Below are 17916 nucleotides of genomic sequence, written 5' to 3'. Positions count from 1 at the left end.
AAAGACTTATTCTCTAAAAAATAAGCCCTGCAATTCGTCGGAATTGCAGGGTATTTTATTCGGGTTATCTTAGCTGAAATTCTACTTTTACAGATGACCCTTAATTACGGTTACCACTTTTAGCTTGTCTTATACTCTGGTTATCTTTGAGATTAAGACGATAAACAAGTGTCAACCGATAACGGGCTGCATTGGGAATATTGGTCTGATTGATCACATAATCTGTCCCCATGGTTCTACTGCTCAGCTTTCGTAGTTCAAAAAGGTTACTCACATCGAATGTGACCGTTGCTTTATCTTTTAAGAATGTTTTACTGCATCCAAAATCAATACTGTGAACAGCATTTGTACGTGTCTGAGCAGTAGCATTAGCGCCTCTGAAATTATACAGGATCTGAAAAGACAGTTTATTCTTCAATTTCAGCTGAGTACTTAAACGGGCTGTGAAGGTATTCCCGGAATAATCGAAAATCTGATTTTGGTAGACACCTTCTTTAGCATAATGAAATACATTAAGTTCTGAATTTATTTGTGCCCATTTAACAGGATTATATAATACTGACAGTTCCATGCCGCTCCTTGTTTCTTTATTGATATTGACCGGCAGGGTAATAAACAGTCCATCAGCATTTCTGTAGGTATAATCCTCAATCACACCATTGTTACGCTGATAATAAAGAGAAGGATTAAAAGTAAGCGTTTTCCAGTTCTTCAAAAAAACAAGTTCAATTACATGGGCATAGGAAGGATTAAGATCAGGATTACCCATATAACGGGTGCTCAGATCAGTGAGCTCGTTGAAGGGATAGATCATATTCAGTGATGGCCTGTTGATTCGTTTACTATAACTTGCCTGTAAGGTTGTTGCCTCATTAAAGCGGTAACTCACGTTTAACGTTGGAAATAACCGGCTGTAATTCTTACTATTGGCATAAGTACCCACCCGATCTTCAATACCGATACGGGTAAGCTCACCTCGCAGCCCTGCCTGATAGCTGAAATCTTTCCTCTTTCCGGAAAATTGCAAATAGGCACTTCCAATCAATTCTTTATATAAAAGATGGTTATCAATCTGATCAATAACCTCCCAGCCTGACAGGTTTTGCTGCTCGGCAATAAAGTCACTGTTGACCCTGCGATCCTCCAATTTCACGCCATACTCAAGGGTAAAGGTACTATCTAAAGGTTGTATCATATCTGTTTTAATCATCAGATCCTTACTGCTTCCAATGGACCCTGTTCTGATCACCGGAAAGATCTGATGGGAGGGAAAGTCCTTACTGGTTGTTAAATTCCACTCTTTATCACTGTCCCAAAAATCGTATTGCATATCCACCGTCAGTTTCTTCCCAGCCTTATCAAAACTTCTGGTATAATTAAATTCCAGCTGATTATAACTCCGTCTCTCCCATGACTCTCCCCTTCTGCTCAGGCTGCTGTCGAGGGTTCCGTTCCTGTTTGAATAAAGATAGTTTAGCTGAGTTTTGTCATGGTCACGTGTTGAATTCCTAAGAAAGGCTGCTGTTATAGAGTTATGATCATTAATCTGAAAATCTGCTCCAAAATAGAGTAATTTGGCATCATCATGCCTGTTCTCATCCTGACGCTGATTAAGAGAGACCGGCGTTCCTGAAATTCCGGTCAATTGCTGCATTGTGTACAAGCCGACATAATCAGACAGCCTCAGTCCATAAGTGGCAAACACATTAAGTTTATTAGATTTATAATTAAGGCTGGGACTCATGCGGGTTTCATTGGGAATACCACCAACCAAACGCAACTGTCCGCTGAAACCTGCTTTTTTATTTTTCTTCAGAATAATATTAATAATCCCTGCCGAACCGGCTGCATCAAATCTGGAAGAAGGATTAGTAATTATTTCAACACGTTCTACCTGATCCGCCGGCAATTGCTCCAAAGCATTCCCTTGAGTTAATCCTGTTCGCCGTCCGTCTATCAATACCAGCACATTACTATTTCCCCGTAAACTAATCCCACCACCAGGGCTGACACTTACCGACGGAACGATATTCAGCAAATCTGTTACCGCTCCCGATTGTGAGAGGACATCTTTGCCTACTTCGAAAATTTTCTTATCAAGTTTTAAGCTGATGGGCCCTTTTTTACTTGTCAATGCGATCTCCTGAAGAATTTTTGCATCAGGTTCTAAAATTATGGTTCCAACATTAGCCATAGCCCCTGACACAATGTGTATCGGCTTACTTAAGGTTCGAAATCCTATAAGGCTATATATGATATTATAATTTCCAACAGGGATATTTTCCAATCTGAATATTCCATTGTTATCTGAAATACTCACTATAACTGATTTCTCTTCATTATTTTTTAATGTTACCGTTACATAAGGTAATGGTATACCTGGATTTTCATGAATGATGCCGGTTATCTGACCTTCCTGGGCAAAGGAATATTGAGCAATGATCATGGTCAGCAAAAAGGTTATTATCTGTTTCATGATGTAAAATTAAAACGCTCTTATTCCCATCGTAAACAAAACCATGTGAACGGCTCTATAAACTTTCAAACTGCTATTATCTTATGCAAATACCTTGTATATTTACATGATGCATAATTTTATGTTTTTGCTAATATGGCTCAGTATACTCAACCCTCCCGCCATTCGTAATGAGGAGCCCGTCCCTGTTTATAAAACAGGCGATAATTCGGCATGGGCAGCCAAAAATTATGATGATAAGGATTGGTCAAAAGATAGAGGTAATACTGCCCATAATATATTCTGGTCACGAACACATCTGGATCTTCGCCAGGTTGAAAATGAGGCATTACCACTGGGGCTTCAGATCGAATCCTTTGGTGCCTTTGAGGTGTACTGGGACGGGGTACTTATTGGGAATAATGGCAGAATACCTCAAAATGGCAAGCCGGAAGTACCAGGCACTGAGAGCAGTTACTACAGAATTCCCGACAACCTGATCACGCCCGGCTTTCATACCGTTGCCCTTCGGAGCTCACAGTCATTACTTCCGCATGTTCAACGCAGCATTGGATTTAAAATAGATCCTTATAAAATATTACTGACTCAACCATTGGTCACAATGTCTTATATGAACCTGATGGCCGGAGCCTTTCTTATTGCAGCTGTGTATTATTTTTTTCTCTATCTGAACAGTAAACGCAGGCCCTGGGACATTCTGATATTTGGTACTATATGCCTGCTATTTTCTGCTTTACTTATAATGGAATACCTGAAATTTCATGTGGTCATTCCTTACTCTGATTTTTTTATCCGATTAGAAATTATTGGTTGGCTAACCTTTACCAATGCCCTATTGGTTCCTTTATATTTTATCATCCAATTTAATTTTAAATGGAGAAGATGGTTAATGACAGCCCTTCTCGTCACTCTTCTATTACTTTATGTTTATAATTACGGACATTACGATCTTACTGCCCGGTTCTACAGCCTGGCCATGCTCATCGCTTCTCTTATTATAGTGCTTAATGGCATTTTTCAAAAAGAAAAGGGCGGTTTCATTGTATTGATGGGTCTTTTGATAAGCGCTCTGATGAATAAATTTATGTTTTATGATTACAGCCTGTTCATTAGCTTTACGATCATTGTATTGTGCATGCTTTACCTGCATTCGATCAGGACAAATGTGATAGAAGCAGAACATCGGAATGCCATTCTGCTTTCTTCAAAACTGCAGTTGGAATTATTAAAAAAAAATATACAGCCGCATTTTTTGAGGAATACCTTGACATCCATGATGGATTGGGTAGAAGAATCTCCCAAAGAAGGATCACGCTTTATACAGGCACTTGCTTCAGAGTTTGATATCATGAACGAAATTTCTGAGCAGACCCTGATCCCGATAACCAAGGAATTGGCACTTTGCCGTCAGCACCTGTCCGTAATGGGCTTCCGCAAAGAAATCAATTATGTATGGGAACAGGTTGGAATAGACGAAACACAATTGATTCCACCAGCGATTATTCATACACTGCTTGAAAACGGTATTACCCATAGCGAACCACTGCCAGGAAACACCGTTAAATTCGTGCTTCGTTATTTTGTATCGAAAGAGAGTTATGGATATCTATTTGAAACCATTGCCCAAAACCGTCAAATCGTAACAGAACGTGTGGGCGGTAATGGGTTTAAATACATCAGGGCACGTTTAACTGAAAGTTATGGAACGAACTGGACATTCGATTCGGGTAAAACGGAAAGTGGCTGGATATCCACCATCAAAATTATTAGGCTATGAATATACTCATTATAGAAGACGAATCCAGAATTGCTCACCGTATACAGCGTATGACAGCTAATTTCTTCGGAAGTACACCTGCTCAAATTACCATTTGCGATTCCCTACAAAAAGGGCTTGAGCATATAGCAAAGGAAATTCCGGACCTGCTCTTCCTAGACCTGAATCTCAATGGTGACAATGGTTTTGAGGTATTAGAACAAATGGTAGCGGCTTCTTTTCATACAATTATTGTTTCAGCCAATACTGATAAAGCAATTACCGCTTTTGCCTATGGCGTGCTTGATTTCGTTCCTAAACCCTTTGATGAGGAAAGGCTTTTCAGGGCTTTGAATCGCTTTATCAATCCTTCTTTAAAATCTGATGACAGCATTAAATATCTGGCAGTAAAGAGAGCAGGGCAAATCCGCCTCATCAATATTACCAATATCATTTATATTAAAGGAGCCGGAATTTATACTGAGCTTCATCTGAACAACGGACAACAGGAACTGCATGATAAATCATTAGAGCTGTTGCAGCAACTTCTTCCAGGTGATTTCGAACGAATTCATAAATCCTATCTCGTCAATCTCCAGCAGGCTGAAAAAATACTCATCAATCCAGGTACCCGGTATGGACTTCAGCTTAAAACCGGTGAAATACTCCCGATAGGACGATCAAAATATAAAGAACTTAGAAATAAAATCATTTGATCGTTAATATCTTATTTATTCCCTTTGTCTTTTTTCAATTCGCTTATTTTTTCTTTTGTTCAGATTTCCTGGTGAATTTTAGCTTTTGTTGTTCAGATTAACCAAACTTTCTGCTTGGCCTCTAACTTTTGCATCTGATCCAATCTTTACCCTATTTGAAGGTCGAAAACAAAAAAGGTACAAATCTTTGATTTGTACCTTGCTGCGGAGAGTGAGGGATTCGAACCCCCGGACCTGTTACAGTCAACAGTTTTCAAGACTGCCGCAATCGACCACTCTGCCAACTCTCCTTAAACTCCGGCTATACCGTTGTTTTCAGTGGTGCAAATATAGAAAGTTTTTTATTACTGACAAAATATTTTTCAAGAAAATTTGTATTTCTACAGCATTAAAGAGAATCTCGCTTTTTTGAACAGAAAAAAAACAGCTATTAATTACTCTGCACCAGACATTTAGCCTCATCATAAACACTACCGTCTCCTAAAATATCTTTAATCATAGTAATATTCTGTAGTTACATCACCGCTAAAAGCCGGATGTATGCCCTGTTTCTGCATATTCAGCTCAAATACTCTTTCACCATTTTTATTTCCACCCCGTATTTTCAAAGAATGCCATCCGTTTTCCAGAGAAAGGGTTATGCTATTACCTTCATTAATAGCAGCAATATCTTTTAAATAACCAATGCCAACAATTTTTACTTCATTATTGGCAGTCTGAAATATCCATCCTTTCGACTCTACCTCTACCTCATCATCATTCAAAATCTTTTCATTATTTACCGAAATCTGGAATGCATAATAATCCTCTTCCACTCCTATGATAGGAATAGCAATTCCGGATTTGGTGATTTCATCTCCATGTTCATTTTCTACAAAATATTTTAAAATGTTGTTACCTGAAAGATGATGATCCTGCAGATAGTTTGCTAAAAGTTGTGGGCTAAATATAACGAAACCTTTAAGTTCAGAGAATATTTTCTTCATATATGGATTGGATTTGGATTAGATTTTGCCTGCCATTTTAAGCATGACAGGCAGTTATATTGTCTGTCAGATGATCATAAATAGAAGATAGTGCTTATTGATCAATATGTTGCTGAGTTTTTTAATCCAGCAGTTTTATCTTTGAAACTAGTCGATTAACAAATATTTCTTTTTTATTAATTGATTATATTTTCTTCATTAAATGCTATAAAATCATTTTGTGAAATATTGTCAATTGTATCTAACAACCTATCTTCTGCTGAGATTTCTTTATCATAAAACTGTTCAAGATATTCTTCACTTTCTTCATCATCTCCATCAGGATTGTTAGTAAAAAATTCTTCAGATTTCAGGTTATTGATTACATCCAAAGTATAATCTATTGTTGATTTTATCTTCGCCTCCTCTCCTTTTACAATTTTTATGATATTGGTTGCTATCAGGACAATATTTACAGCAATTGCGGCCTGATAGCTACTATATTCATCGTCTTCAGGAGCTAAACTATCAAGGGTATTAAACCTCTCAATATCTGAGGAATTCAGTTCGCTACCACTAAAAACATTATTTAAAACATAATCTGAAAACTCAGTAAGCTGTGTGCTTCCATTCTTAAAACGTTGGGCATAATCATAGTCATCATCCTGAATTTCTTCTTCAAAAAGCTGATAAAGATCTTTAATTCTTATAAGTGATGACAGATTAAATTTGATTTTATTTTCTTTACTTAGGTTTAATGATTTTTCCTTAACTGACTTTTCGCTCATGTCTGTTTATTTATATTTTGGTTGATATTTTCCTTCAGGAATATGGTACTTTCCTCCTTCCTGTCTGTTTTTACTAAATTTACCTGTTGTACCTTCTTCAAATTTAACATTATTATTGTTCATGTGATGCTCACAATCAATACAAATTTTCGTGCTGGGTTCAATTTCCTTAATTCCTTTTTTAGCATTAATTAAAGCTTCTTCAGCGTGAACATTGTCTGCTTTACTTTGTATCACAGTGACTCCCATTTCTTTTGCCCATTCTTTTATCTGCCTTGGCACATATTTCTTACTTGAAGAAACGTAGTAGTTACCATTACCATCAGTTCCTACCGCAGTAACACTAAATCCTTTGGCATCACCAAGTGTACTGTGTGCATCCCTCACCAGTTCCTGTAAAAAGTTAACAGGATCATTATGCAGTCCAAAAATATCTACCCAGGTATTAGTGTCACTCACAAAGGCATACATGGTATCGTTATTTCCTAATAAACCGATGGGATCTTTTGATATATACAATCCGGAAGAAGAATCATAGTATCTCCATCTGTTATAGTAAAGCCCGTCGAGTTCCTGATCTTCGTACTGGCCGAGCTGCCGGAATGGTATGAAAGAAGCATCTCCTATACTGTTTCTCATATTTCCATAAATATCAAACTCAGCACTCCAGATTAACTCTCCTCTTTCATTATAGGACTGTAGTGGTCTGCCAATATAATCTGAAACAATACTGAATTTTTCTCCATTTATAATTTTTGCGCAGGGAAAAAATTCTCCTCTCTCGTATACCCATGTGATAAGATTGTCTGTTATTTCATCTTCAGATTCTAACTCACCGGCATCACTGATGTGCGTTTTAGGAATTCCTTCTGTATCATAGCTCCATTCATGCAAAATAAGATGAGCATCCCATACAAACCGGGTTACTTTATTTTCTGTAATTTTTGAAATCCTCCGTCCCAGCGCATCATACTCAAAGTTCACTTCTTTTCCATCAGGACGTTTTACTCTGGCAAGCATTCCGTTCGCATACCAAGCGTAAGCCCAGTCCCCGGATTCCCATTCGGCCTTCTCAATTTCCGATAAGGAATCTGTATATACATCAGGCAAATTAATTCCTTCTGACATTTTCGGATTGTTCAGCCAGTCTGAAGCTATGGGTTTGTAATAAGGGTGAGCCTCATCTTGTTTTTCGGCACGCTCCGGCTTAATATTGTTGACAGGACGTTTACTTTTTAAGAGCAGGTTCCCTTCATCATCATAATGATAAAACCAGTTTTTATCACGCATCAGCCTTCCGCCCTTATCATATATACGGTCTCTCTGTCTGGCACTTTCATATAAGCAGCCGATTTCATCCGGGTTTTTATACTGTACTTCGCCATTAGAATATTCTGCAGCCACAAGGCTCCCATAAGCATCATAATCAAATCTTGTTTTCCCGCCGGTTATCCTGTCCAGAATGTGCAGCAAACGGTTTCCGGCACCCCAATCATAATCTTTATGGAATGTAGTATTTGTTTTATTGACTGTTATTTTCTGACTTATTGGTTTTCCCAGATGGTCAAATTCAAAAGTACTTTCTATACCACCTGCCATTTTACGGGAAAGCATCTGTCCGTTGCGACTCAGCTCAATGTTCATCTGCCAGGGCATTTCAGTACCTTGATTGGCTGCTGTCACCATTTTTAGCTGATCAAGATCATTATAGGAATAATTAATTTCTGCACCCAAACTACTTTTCAGAGAGGTCAGATTCCCGTGATTGTCATATTTATATTGAATAGAATGCTCACCTTGCTGTTCACTCGTAACCAATCCCAGTTTATTTCTCTGAAAGGCAACAGTGCTATTTTCATTATCAGCCTGGATCAATAGCCCCGAAGTGTTATACTGGTAAGCTTCCCAGGAACCATCAGGATAATGGGTCTGGGTAAGTCTGCCTGCCAGATCATATTCATAAAAAATATTTTTGCCTTGTGGGGTTCTGGTTTGGGTTACCAGACCGTCTTTATCTCTTACAAAGAATTTTTTCTGACCATCAAAACCTGTTTCACCGATTATTTCACTATTGTTATTTCTTTCAAAAGAGTAACTTTCTCCTTTTTGATTGGTAATGCTCATTAAGTTTTCATAAGCATCATATCCAAAAGCCAACGTTTCTTCTTTTTTACCGGTAATGGCATTCCGGCGGACCTGTCGTTTCAGGCTTCCCATTGGAGTATAGCTCATCAGCCATTCTGCACGCCCATCTGTAGCGTATACAGGAAGGTCATAGGCATCATAGCGGAGCTTTAACGGCAATTGTCCCTGTTCAACCACCTCTACCACTCTTCCAATAGCATCCCTGTTCCAAAGGATTCTGTTCAAAGGTTCCGGGCTGAAGGCCAAAAGTCTTCCATATTCATCATATTTCCAATACTGTTCAATTCCGGCAGTATTAGTCAACTGAAGGAGCTGGCCTCTATTATTATATCCGTAATATGCTGTAATATTTTCTCTTATACATTTTTCCGGAAGCCTTTCTCCATCAGCATATTCGTAATAAATACGGTCTTCCGCAGGATCGGTATAGCTTATCAGTTTTCCATCTTCATCATAGCTCCATGTTTCTGAAACTCCTGAAGGAGATAAACGTGCAATGACCTGTCCAAATTCATTATACTGGTAATGATATTCTTCTCCATCCAGGGTATGGAAAATCTTAATATTACCCATTTCATCATAAGTAAATCCCTGAACTTTCCCTTCTGGGGTTCCTGTCATTTTCAATTCGTTATGAGCAGTATAATCATACCAATATTCTCCACCTTCTCCATCTATTTTCCTGTAAACAAGAAAATTATCATCATAATAATAACGTTCTGTTTTATTGTTTTGTTTAGGATATATTACTTCTGTAAATCCTTCCTCTTCGTCATAACTGAGGCTTCCTTCCATATATCCATCTAAACCTTTGGTATAGATTACCCTTCCTTTTTTATCATATTTCCACTGATAGCCCATTCCGTTACGGTTGGTTCTTCTTACGACATGATTTTCTCCATCATATTCAAAAACAATGGCCTTTTTATGAATATCCCAGACGTGGGTAAGATTACCGCGTTCGTCATAATCATAGCGAACCTGTAAGTCTTTCTGTTTTTTATAACAATAATAAACTTCCGTTATTTTTTTATATTCCGGATGAATAACAGTTTCTATACTACAGTCACTCTTGACATCTTTTATATTTTTCAGTATAATATTCCGGTCTTCATATTCATATTCTCTAATGGTTCCATCTCCATATTCAATACGGGCTACCTTATATACAGTTCCTTCTGTAGGATGATGAAAACGTCTGTAAGTATAAATATCTGTTCCTTTACGCACAACCCAGATACTGCTGCTGGGCCTGTACTGCCAGATTTTCTGATCTCTGAAGTAAGTCATTTCCTCCCCAATTTCAGGAACAGGAATAAGCATAGCGATATTTTCATCAGGATGCATCCATCCGGCGCATTTATTTTCCTCATCCGGAATAATAAACAGATCATGATTATTGAAAACACCGTTTCCAAATGGCCCAAAATCATAAGGTCTGTCGCTGTGCCATATATTTCTCCAAGCTAAAGGTGTACTCCCCTGGATGACAAAATCATCCCATTCAAAAACCATTGCACCCGTAGCAAAATTCACAGGTTCAAGTCCAAAATGGCATAGTTTCCTGGATAATGCATTCGCAAATTTGAATTTATTGAGTGGGGCTTTTTTAAGGACACTATTATTAAGTTTTCTCAAACCATTAGCTCCCAGCTTTCCTATCTTTTTTGTTAAGCTTCTCATTAAAAACATTCCGGCAAGACGCATCAGCATTTCTCCGGGTGTGTAAACATGGGGAACAAACGCTCCTCCCACCAGTACGGGACCTCCCGTATTGATCTGGATATACATACTTGAGAAGTTATTATAGAAAGCAAAATAGGCCAGTGGATTTTTCTTTGGTTTATTTGGCATGGCGGGCAGCATAGTCATTCCGAAAGGAAATCCCATACAGGTAAGGACCTGCTGAGGCTGGTTTCCACTCATCTTACTTCCCTGCGCCAGAACGGTCTGTGATCCATAATAGACTTCTCCTTCGTGAGGAGCTTCCTGAGGAAAAGGAATAATATAAACAGGAATCAGAGAGGTGATATGCCTGAACGGAATTAAAACTCCCATAACACTCGTAGTCGTAGTTGCTTTGTGCCTTCCATGAACATAAATAGAACCTCCCATCGGAATACTTTCCGGAAGTGACGGCATAAGATTTCTGGCAAACTGAGGAATTGGGATGGTAATTGTAATGTAATCCATGATATCAAAAACAATCCCGATAAACGGATGTGGTAATGGCAGTGGAATCAGCATAAATGAAGGCGGCGGCGGAATGAGCGTCCAATGGATATCAATAGCCAGCACAATATCAAAATGCTTGCTTGTATGCTGAATCGCGGAGGAAGACATTGCCGGTGTATTAACTTTGATCAGCTTTACTTTACTTTCAGGAGCAGCTTTTTCTGCTGTTACAGCACTGTCTCCACCACCTCCACTTCCACTTTTTCCCGGCAGAGCGCTGTCTCCTCCTGCAATGGATTTAGCCATAGAAAGAGGATTCAGGGAATCAAAATTATTTTTCATTCCGTTTTTCCAGCCCTGCGTGGTTTTATCCCAGCTCACTGAGGTAACATCTGCGTTCACCTTCAAGGAGCGGTCCGGATTCATATCCGGTTTTTCAACCTTTATGGTTTTTACTGTTTTTTTATCCAGATCTGCCATGATTCTTTTAGTTTGAGATTACCCAGCTTTTGGTCTTTCCACGCTTACCCTCCAGTCATTACCAAAATAAGCTGTCATTTCACTTTCCAGTAATGCTTTTTTATCCTGGTCACCTTCATATTTAAGAATCAGCATTGAGGCTACAAACCTCAGACTACTCTGTTCCCGTGCTGAAGGATCCATTATTTTTGCTATATCAAGGCACTTTTCAAAGTACCTGATCATTTTGTCTTTTGTCAGAACAGTGTCATTCAATGTACCAATGATTCTGTAACATTCAATAGCCATTGCATATTCTCCAATCTTCTGAGCGGTTTCTGCAGCTTTTTCAAATACTTTTTGCGCAGCAGATTTTTTGGAGTTCCCCAATAAATGGCTGCCATAATTCATATACATCTGAATTTCCAGGGGCGTATCCGGCTCTACTTCTTCCAATATTGTTCTGTAAGTATCTTCGGCGCGGTCTTTTTTCCTGTCTGCAGTATAAGCTTGGGCAAGCATAAAGTAGGCAGAGATTTCTCCCTGTTTATTCTTTTGCTCCCTGGCCAGCTTTACTGCTGTTTTCAGGGCGTACTCCGCTTCTTTAAATCTTTCCTTGCTTAAGTGATTACTTGCAATAAGAATCTGCTGCTGAAAATCTGTATCCGGGCTGTTCTTCTTCCGGTTGGTATGAGCAGCAGTATTCTGCATTAACTGGTGAATGTCTACTTCTACCCTGAAGCTATGGGCTGAAGGAATCTGTGACAGTGTCCTATAAGTGTGATGCTCTGCCCAGACCAGTTTAATATCTTTATTTTCTGAAGCTTCACAGATCCTGCACCATTCTTTTACCCACAAAGAAAGCTCTTCGGTATCACAAATTCTTAACGGAGCTATATAAATGTAAATCCTGGAATCCTTAATATTGGGGAAATTTTTCTTCAGTTCCAGCAGAGGATAAAATGCTTTGTAAGCATCTGTTTTAAAAGTTTCACCCGGAGATTTAAGTTCCCAATCCGGAATATTCTCTTCACTTTTCTTCAGCATTTCATAAAACTCTGTCCATTCATCCAATAAGGTCTGTCCAAAAGAATTCATTCCGTTAAATTCTTGATAATGGAGTAAAAAAACATCATCACCTTCTTCATCTTCAGAAAGTTTCGATTTGATAAACCCGTCAAAAAGATCAGTTTCGTGTTTTTCTCCTAAACAGATCAGCATGGGTTTTTCTTCGTTCTTTGAAACAACTTTCTGCCATTGTCTTTTTAATTTAACCAATTCCAAATCTACCGGATTCATCTGCATCAATTCAGTTTTACAGTTCCACTTACAATATTCGTCTCGCTTCCTCCACCGATATTGATTTTACTCCCACTGCTGAGATTAGCCTCGGTATCTCCTCTCATAGACAATGTTTTAGTCCCGATATCCAGTGTATCTGATTTGATCCCGACACCCGAAGTTGGATCACCGTCCTCAGGGCCTACTCCAACTCCAATACTTGATGTTCCTCCCACTCCGATATTAATTCCCTGAACCAATATTTCTTTTCCTTTAATCTGAATATTGCCATCTTTATCCATATAAATAGAGCTGCTTCCACAATTCAGGGTAATGGAAATCTTGCTGTCTATGGTTATATTTCCGGCTCCATCCAGAAAAACAGAGTTCTGGTCCTTATCTTTCACTGTAATTCCTCCGCCATCATCCAGGCTCATGGTGTGACCGCTTTTACTGCTTAAGCTTTTAATATTATTTCCGGCCCCTCCGCCTCCGCCAACTCCTCCATGGAACATTCCACCCATCACAAACGGACGGTCAGGGTGCTGGTGGGCAAAATTAACAACCACCTGATCGCCTTCTTCTGGAATGGCCATAAATCCGCGGTTTTTACTTACTTTTTCACTTCCTCCGCCATCAGGAGTCATCACTCTGATATATTCAGTAGTGGTAGAACCATTTTGCCAGTCAAACTGTACTTTCACTCTTCCCTGATTCAAAGGGTCTGCATTAGAAATCACTTTCGCAAACTGAGCATCCGCTTTTGGGATGTGAAATTCCGGTCGGGGAATAAATCCTGTATCGGAAGCAATGGCCTCAAAGGTTCCTGTATAATATCCTCTTGCATCTACTTCGTGATACATCTCTGTAATCATCAGTTTGGTAAAGTAGGTGGTTTCACTGCTTTCAGCTTTTCTCATCTCGATATCGGCAATACAGCCGGGATAAAGGAACGGCACCGTTGTAACCCCTGAAATAACAAATACTTCAGCAGCTTTACTGCCTGCTGTTCCTTTTTGGGAGTTTTCAACATCCATGAAAGAAACGGCTTTTATAGGAGCCACTCTCAGCGATGGAGTGGTAAAGATCCTCTCTGAAATTTCATAAGCCCTTTTAGCAATATCTGAGGTATGGCTGATCTTTGAGCTTCCGGCCATCAATTTTTCATTTTTGCTGCTGTTATACCCATAGAATGACGGATTCACGTGCTGTGCTTTCATTTTTATCTTGACATCACTCACACTGCTTCCATAGGTAAGTTTTACAGGTTTTTCCTGAGGGGGAAGCTTTCCGAAATGCAGTACTTCACCATCATAATAAAACTGTTCCCCATAGGCTTCTGCAATTCTGGCCAGATAATTATAATGGGTTTCTTCATATTGTGAGCTGTAGGAAACGTTTCCATGAGCTGCATCTACCCTGAAATCAAAGGTATTTTGTCCCAGCCCTTCTTTGATGACCTGATCCGCAATACTGTTCAGACTGATTTCCTGTGCCCCTCCAAAACTTTGAATATGGGGAGCAGCATCTAAAAGAACAGTAGGACTGGAACCGGTAAGAACTATATTTCCCAGGCTTCCTTTTTCCTGGCTGAAACCTACTTCTGTAATCACTCCTACAAAATTCCTTTCCGGACCGTCTTCAACATCTTTATATCTGAAGATCACCGTCATTCTTTTTCCAAGAAAATTCTGAGCTTCCTCCAGATTATGGTTTTCTGAACTTCCCAGTGTATCATGGGCCAGCATCAGATCAAATTCATGATGTCTTACGGCACTCTGTTTTAGCTGAAAACTCTTGAAATGTTTGATCACTTTTCCGTCAATTACAATTTCAAGTTTTACCACACGATTAATACCAGCCACCTGATTTCCAGGAATAGTATTGGCATTATAAATTCCGGAAGTTGGCTGTTTTGCCCATACTCTATCTTCTACCAGAGTGGGAGGATTAGGCTGTTTAACCTGATTCATAAACATTTGAGAACCGTTTTGAACCATTCCGGTATAGGCTTGGGCCTGAACCATTTTTTCAGTAGCTTTCTTAACGGTTCCACTAGATTTTTCCTGTACTTTTTGAGCAGTTTTGCTGACTGCCTGCTCTGTCAATGTTTCTTCAACATTGTTTACAGCTGAAACTTTATCTTTGGAAACAGGCATTTTAGGTGAACGATCATCCTGAAACATAATTGTAATATTTTGATTGATTGGGTGTCAAGTTTTTTTATCTGAATCTATCTGAAATAAAAAATCAGTTAGATATCATCTGTGTTCCATTCATCTATGATAGTGAAACCAGATGTTGAGGTCAAAGCAGGGTAATATGATATGAGTAAAGTAAAGCTATAGTCTTGCTTAAATCCCGTTGAATTTTAAGACTCTTTCTGGTTTTACTTTATGGTAAGCAGATTTTTCTCATTATTAATTTTTGTAATTGGATTGGTGGTATTACAAATATAAAACGGCAACCGCTATTCAGAAAATTTTCTACATGTAATCTGAAATTTTGTAGTAGTTCTACGACTTTCCATTAATAATTCTAAAACAAATGATTAAAATAAACAAACAAATATCTCAATATCAGATCAGTATTTAACATTTTTTAATAAACAAAAGCAATTTATTTATCACTATCAATAGAAATAAACTAAAATATACTGAATCATTAACAATTAAAAAACCAGCTGCATTACGACAGCTGGTTTATATTAAATTCGTATATATTTTTCTTACTGTTTTTCTCAGTTCTGATACTTTTTTCAGATAAACATCGGTCTGGTCAAGAAAATCCTGATCAGTTTCCTGTATTGCAATGTGGGGAATGATTCCCTGTCCTTTTTTCTGATCCGGAAGATTTTGCGCATCCTGAATCACGTGGACAATAGAAAATCCTGTCTGAATCCCTGTATTGGGAAGTTCATATACCAGCGGAAGATGTCCGTTATGTTCATAATATCCGCCTACTGTTTCTTTCCCAATCACTACTGCATTGGTGTAAGATTTAATAAGTGAAGCCAGATGTGAAGCTGCGGAAGCTACCCTTTGGTCTACAAGCAGGTAAATCTGTCCTTTAAACGTTCTTTCATTAGGCATAATGGATGGATTTTTGTCATCCGCCCAATAATATTTTCCCTGTACGTTTTTAGGATAAAGCTGTTTCAGATAGGCATTCAATCCATGTTTATCCTGTACTCCATTGGAAAGAAAAAGAGGTGTTATGACCAGTTTTTCTTCCAGGGGAACTTCGTTAAATTAAGTATAAGCATAATGGCTGTCGCGGAAAGGTCTTTGTGTAAAATAGGAAAATACTTTTTCATAAAGAGCTCCCGTACCTCCTGTATTTCCTCTGAGATCAATGATCAGATCCTGTATTTTTTCCTGCTCCAGAGTATCCATCATCTGATCAAGAAAAACACTGAATTTTTTATAAGCAGGATCTTCTTTTCCGGTTGCAAAATCGAAGCCTCTCAAAGAAAGTCTGTAAATTCCCTCTCCTTCTTTACTAAAACTATATTTCTCAGACAACAGTTTTTTATCAAAAGTAAGTGAATATCTTGATTCCTGAAGTTTTTTAAAGCTTTCCAAGGGTATTCCCGGCAGGGAAACTTCTTTTACAACTCCATTCCATTGATATTGGATCAAATACTCTTTATGATTTCCGAATTCTATATAAAATTTATCCAGCATCCCTCTTTCAAAACCTGTGGTTTCCTTGTAAGGCATGGAATACCCGTCAGAAAAATAGTATTGAGAAAAGCGTCTTATCATTTGTTTTGCAGAAACTCCGTTGATGGAAAGGATTTCAGCCCCAAGAGGCACGGCTGTATCTTTAGAGTCCTGAAGCAGGCGTCCATCAATATTCTTCAGTGTGATGGGAAGGTATTCTGGTTTCTGAGTAAGATAATATGAAGCATGATTGGGTAGATCTGTATAATTATGACAGCTCCCTTCAAATCCGGTAAGTTGGGCAATAACTTTATAGAAATCGAAAATATTTTTACTGTTCCGGGCTTTTTCTTCCGCCTGCTGGTAGATGCTGTCTATTTGTTTTTTATTTCTGTAAACATACAGTCCGGAATTTGCTTTTTCCCTAATAGAACGGAATGTTCTCAGATCTTGTACAAACTGATCGGAACTGAACTGGCCATTCAAAACAGGTACATTTTTGGATTCTGTGATAGTGACTTTTACCGCTTTGCTCTTTTCAAGATAAGATTTGGCCCATATTTTTACTTCATATTTTATTCCTTTTTCAGGAGTAAAATATAAACGTTCAATACTTTTTATTCCACGGGAATCATCCTGTTCTTTTATTTTTTTTCCATCCATCAACAATGCAACTCCCAGATTGGCATCAGCAGACTGTATTGAGATCCATGAAGGTTTATGAGATTGTGGCAAATATTTCACGGTATCACCCGGTTTGATTATAGAATTGGTCTGTGCATATGTACTGTTTAAAAACAGTAAAAGAGGAATGATAAGAGGTCTGGCCATTATTATTTTTTGAATGGGCTAATATACAAATTAACCTCAGTCATTCCTTTTCAACACTATAATTTCACACTCATTTCCTGTACTTCTTCTGCGGAGAAACCATAGATCTGCGGTGTCTTTACATCCAGAAGATTCAGATAGATGTATAGTTCTGCCCGGTGGTGGATTTCATGCTCTATCATAGCACGGAGCCATTTCCATATAGAAATTTCACTGTTAGCAGGAGTCAGGCATTTCCTGGTGAGGTCTTCGTCTGTAAGCCCATTAATAATTCCAAGGGTTTGCCTGTGCATTTCATTAAAAAACGTAACTGTATTTTCGTAACCGTCAGCCAGTTCTTTTCCACATCCAGGATAAGCACTTTTTCTCCCTGCAATGGTTTCTCCATACATATATCGCTCAATGGCTGCAATATGTCTTATCTGGTCACCAATGGTAAATTTTCCGGGTTTATAGGAAAAATCAATATGCTGCGGAGGAACAGCTTCTATAATACGGTTGGTTCTCTCTCTTATTTTTCCATAATAATCTATGAATGACTGTACTGTTTTTATTTCCATATTTTTGTTTTGTCAGGTCCTGTTCTATCAAGTGAATATAAGAAATCTAATGAAAATAAGATTTTGATTTTTATTATAAATCATCCATAAGGTTAAAAA

The 17916-nt window shown here is 38.4% G+C and carries 11 protein-coding genes and 1 tRNA gene; 2 read left to right on the top strand and 10 right to left on the bottom strand.

Annotation, left to right across the window (positions count from 1 at the left end; genetic code table 11):
* Window positions 1-100: 100 nt before the first annotated feature.
* Window positions 101-2476, bottom strand: coding sequence for a TonB-dependent receptor (locus tag AC3FI7_RS01550; RefSeq protein WP_491461235.1), 2376 nt, complete (start codon window positions 2474-2476; stop codon window positions 101-103).
* Between the two features lie 121 nt (window positions 2477-2597).
* On the opposite strand from AC3FI7_RS01550, the gene AC3FI7_RS01545 reads away from it, so the two are divergent.
* Both AC3FI7_RS01545 and AC3FI7_RS01540 read left to right on the top strand, forming a co-directional pair.
* Window positions 2598-4253, top strand: a complete 1656-nt coding sequence (locus AC3FI7_RS01545; protein ID WP_491461234.1) for a histidine kinase — start codon at window positions 2598-2600, stop codon at window positions 4251-4253.
* Entirely contained in the window at window positions 4250-4948 is a 699-nt protein-coding gene (locus tag AC3FI7_RS01540; RefSeq protein ID WP_142722303.1) for a LytR/AlgR family response regulator transcription factor, read from the top strand. Before AC3FI7_RS01545 ends, AC3FI7_RS01540 begins: the two co-directional genes overlap by 4 nt.
* A 205-nt stretch (window positions 4949-5153) precedes the next feature.
* On the opposite strand, the gene AC3FI7_RS01535 is transcribed toward AC3FI7_RS01540, so the two are convergent.
* From AC3FI7_RS01535 to AC3FI7_RS01495, 9 genes are all read right to left on the bottom strand, one after another.
* Window positions 5154-5238 (bottom strand) — tRNA-Ser (locus tag AC3FI7_RS01535).
* 201 nt (window positions 5239-5439) lie between these two features.
* On the bottom strand, window positions 5440-5934 hold the full coding sequence (locus AC3FI7_RS01530; protein WP_491461233.1) for a hypothetical protein: 495 nt from the start codon (window positions 5932-5934) through the stop codon (window positions 5440-5442).
* A 176-nt stretch (window positions 5935-6110) separates the two neighbouring features.
* On the bottom strand, window positions 6111-6701 hold the full coding sequence (locus AC3FI7_RS01525) for a hypothetical protein (RefSeq protein ID WP_343658157.1): 591 nt from the start codon (window positions 6699-6701) through the stop codon (window positions 6111-6113).
* A gap of 6 nt (window positions 6702-6707) precedes the next feature.
* Window positions 6708-11501 (bottom strand): RHS repeat-associated core domain-containing protein, encoded by a 4794-nt coding sequence (locus tag AC3FI7_RS01520; protein WP_491461232.1) that lies wholly within the window; start codon window positions 11499-11501, stop codon window positions 6708-6710.
* A gap of 18 nt (window positions 11502-11519) precedes the next feature.
* A complete protein-coding gene (locus AC3FI7_RS01515) occupies window positions 11520-12785 on the bottom strand; it encodes a tetratricopeptide repeat protein (protein ID WP_343658155.1) in 1266 nt (421 codons plus the stop codon).
* Entirely contained in the window at window positions 12785-14947 is a 2163-nt protein-coding gene (locus AC3FI7_RS01510; protein WP_491461231.1) for a type VI secretion system Vgr family protein, read from the bottom strand. Before AC3FI7_RS01510 ends, AC3FI7_RS01515 begins: the two co-directional genes overlap by 1 nt.
* Before the next feature lie 516 nt (window positions 14948-15463).
* Complete coding sequence (locus AC3FI7_RS01505; protein WP_491461230.1) at window positions 15464-15934, bottom strand: S41 family peptidase; 471 nt, start codon at window positions 15932-15934, stop codon at window positions 15464-15466.
* A 78-nt stretch (window positions 15935-16012) separates the two neighbouring features.
* Entirely contained in the window at window positions 16013-17257 is a 1245-nt protein-coding gene (locus tag AC3FI7_RS01500; protein WP_491461229.1) for a hypothetical protein, read from the bottom strand.
* Window positions 17258-17313: 56 nt separating this feature from the next.
* On the bottom strand, window positions 17314-17817 hold the full coding sequence (locus tag AC3FI7_RS01495) for a DinB family protein (RefSeq protein WP_142722296.1): 504 nt from the start codon (window positions 17815-17817) through the stop codon (window positions 17314-17316).
* Between the last annotated feature and the right edge of the window lie 99 nt (window positions 17818-17916).

This window comes from Chryseobacterium sp. TQ-BC-N36 (assembly GCF_058382295.1).
Note: the sequence above shows the minus strand (reverse complement) of the source record. Positions and strands in the feature narration are given on the sequence as shown.

Excerpts from the sequence above, each read along its gene's own strand:
- AC3FI7_RS01550 (WP_491461235.1), bottom strand. The coding sequence starts at position 2,476 with ATGAAACAGATAATAACCTTTTTGCTGACCATGATCATTGCTCAATAT.
- AC3FI7_RS01545 (WP_491461234.1), top strand. The coding sequence starts at position 2,598 with ATGTTTTTGCTAATATGGCTCAGTATACTCAACCCTCCCGCCATTCGT.
- AC3FI7_RS01540 (WP_142722303.1), top strand. The coding sequence starts at position 4,250 with ATGAATATACTCATTATAGAAGACGAATCCAGAATTGCTCACCGTATA.
- AC3FI7_RS01530 (WP_491461233.1), bottom strand. The coding sequence starts at position 5,934 with ATGAAGAAAATATTCTCTGAACTTAAAGGTTTCGTTATATTTAGCCCA.
- AC3FI7_RS01525 (WP_343658157.1), bottom strand. The coding sequence starts at position 6,701 with ATGAGCGAAAAGTCAGTTAAGGAAAAATCATTAAACCTAAGTAAAGAA.
- AC3FI7_RS01520 (WP_491461232.1), bottom strand. The coding sequence starts at position 11,501 with ATGGCAGATCTGGATAAAAAAACAGTAAAAACCATAAAGGTTGAAAAA.
- AC3FI7_RS01515 (WP_343658155.1), bottom strand. The coding sequence starts at position 12,785 with ATGCAGATGAATCCGGTAGATTTGGAATTGGTTAAATTAAAAAGACAA.
- AC3FI7_RS01510 (WP_491461231.1), bottom strand. The coding sequence starts at position 14,947 with ATGTTTCAGGATGATCGTTCACCTAAAATGCCTGTTTCCAAAGATAAA.
- AC3FI7_RS01500 (WP_491461229.1), bottom strand. The coding sequence starts at position 17,257 with ATGGCCAGACCTCTTATCATTCCTCTTTTACTGTTTTTAAACAGTACA.
- AC3FI7_RS01495 (WP_142722296.1), bottom strand. The coding sequence starts at position 17,817 with ATGGAAATAAAAACAGTACAGTCATTCATAGATTATTATGGAAAAATA.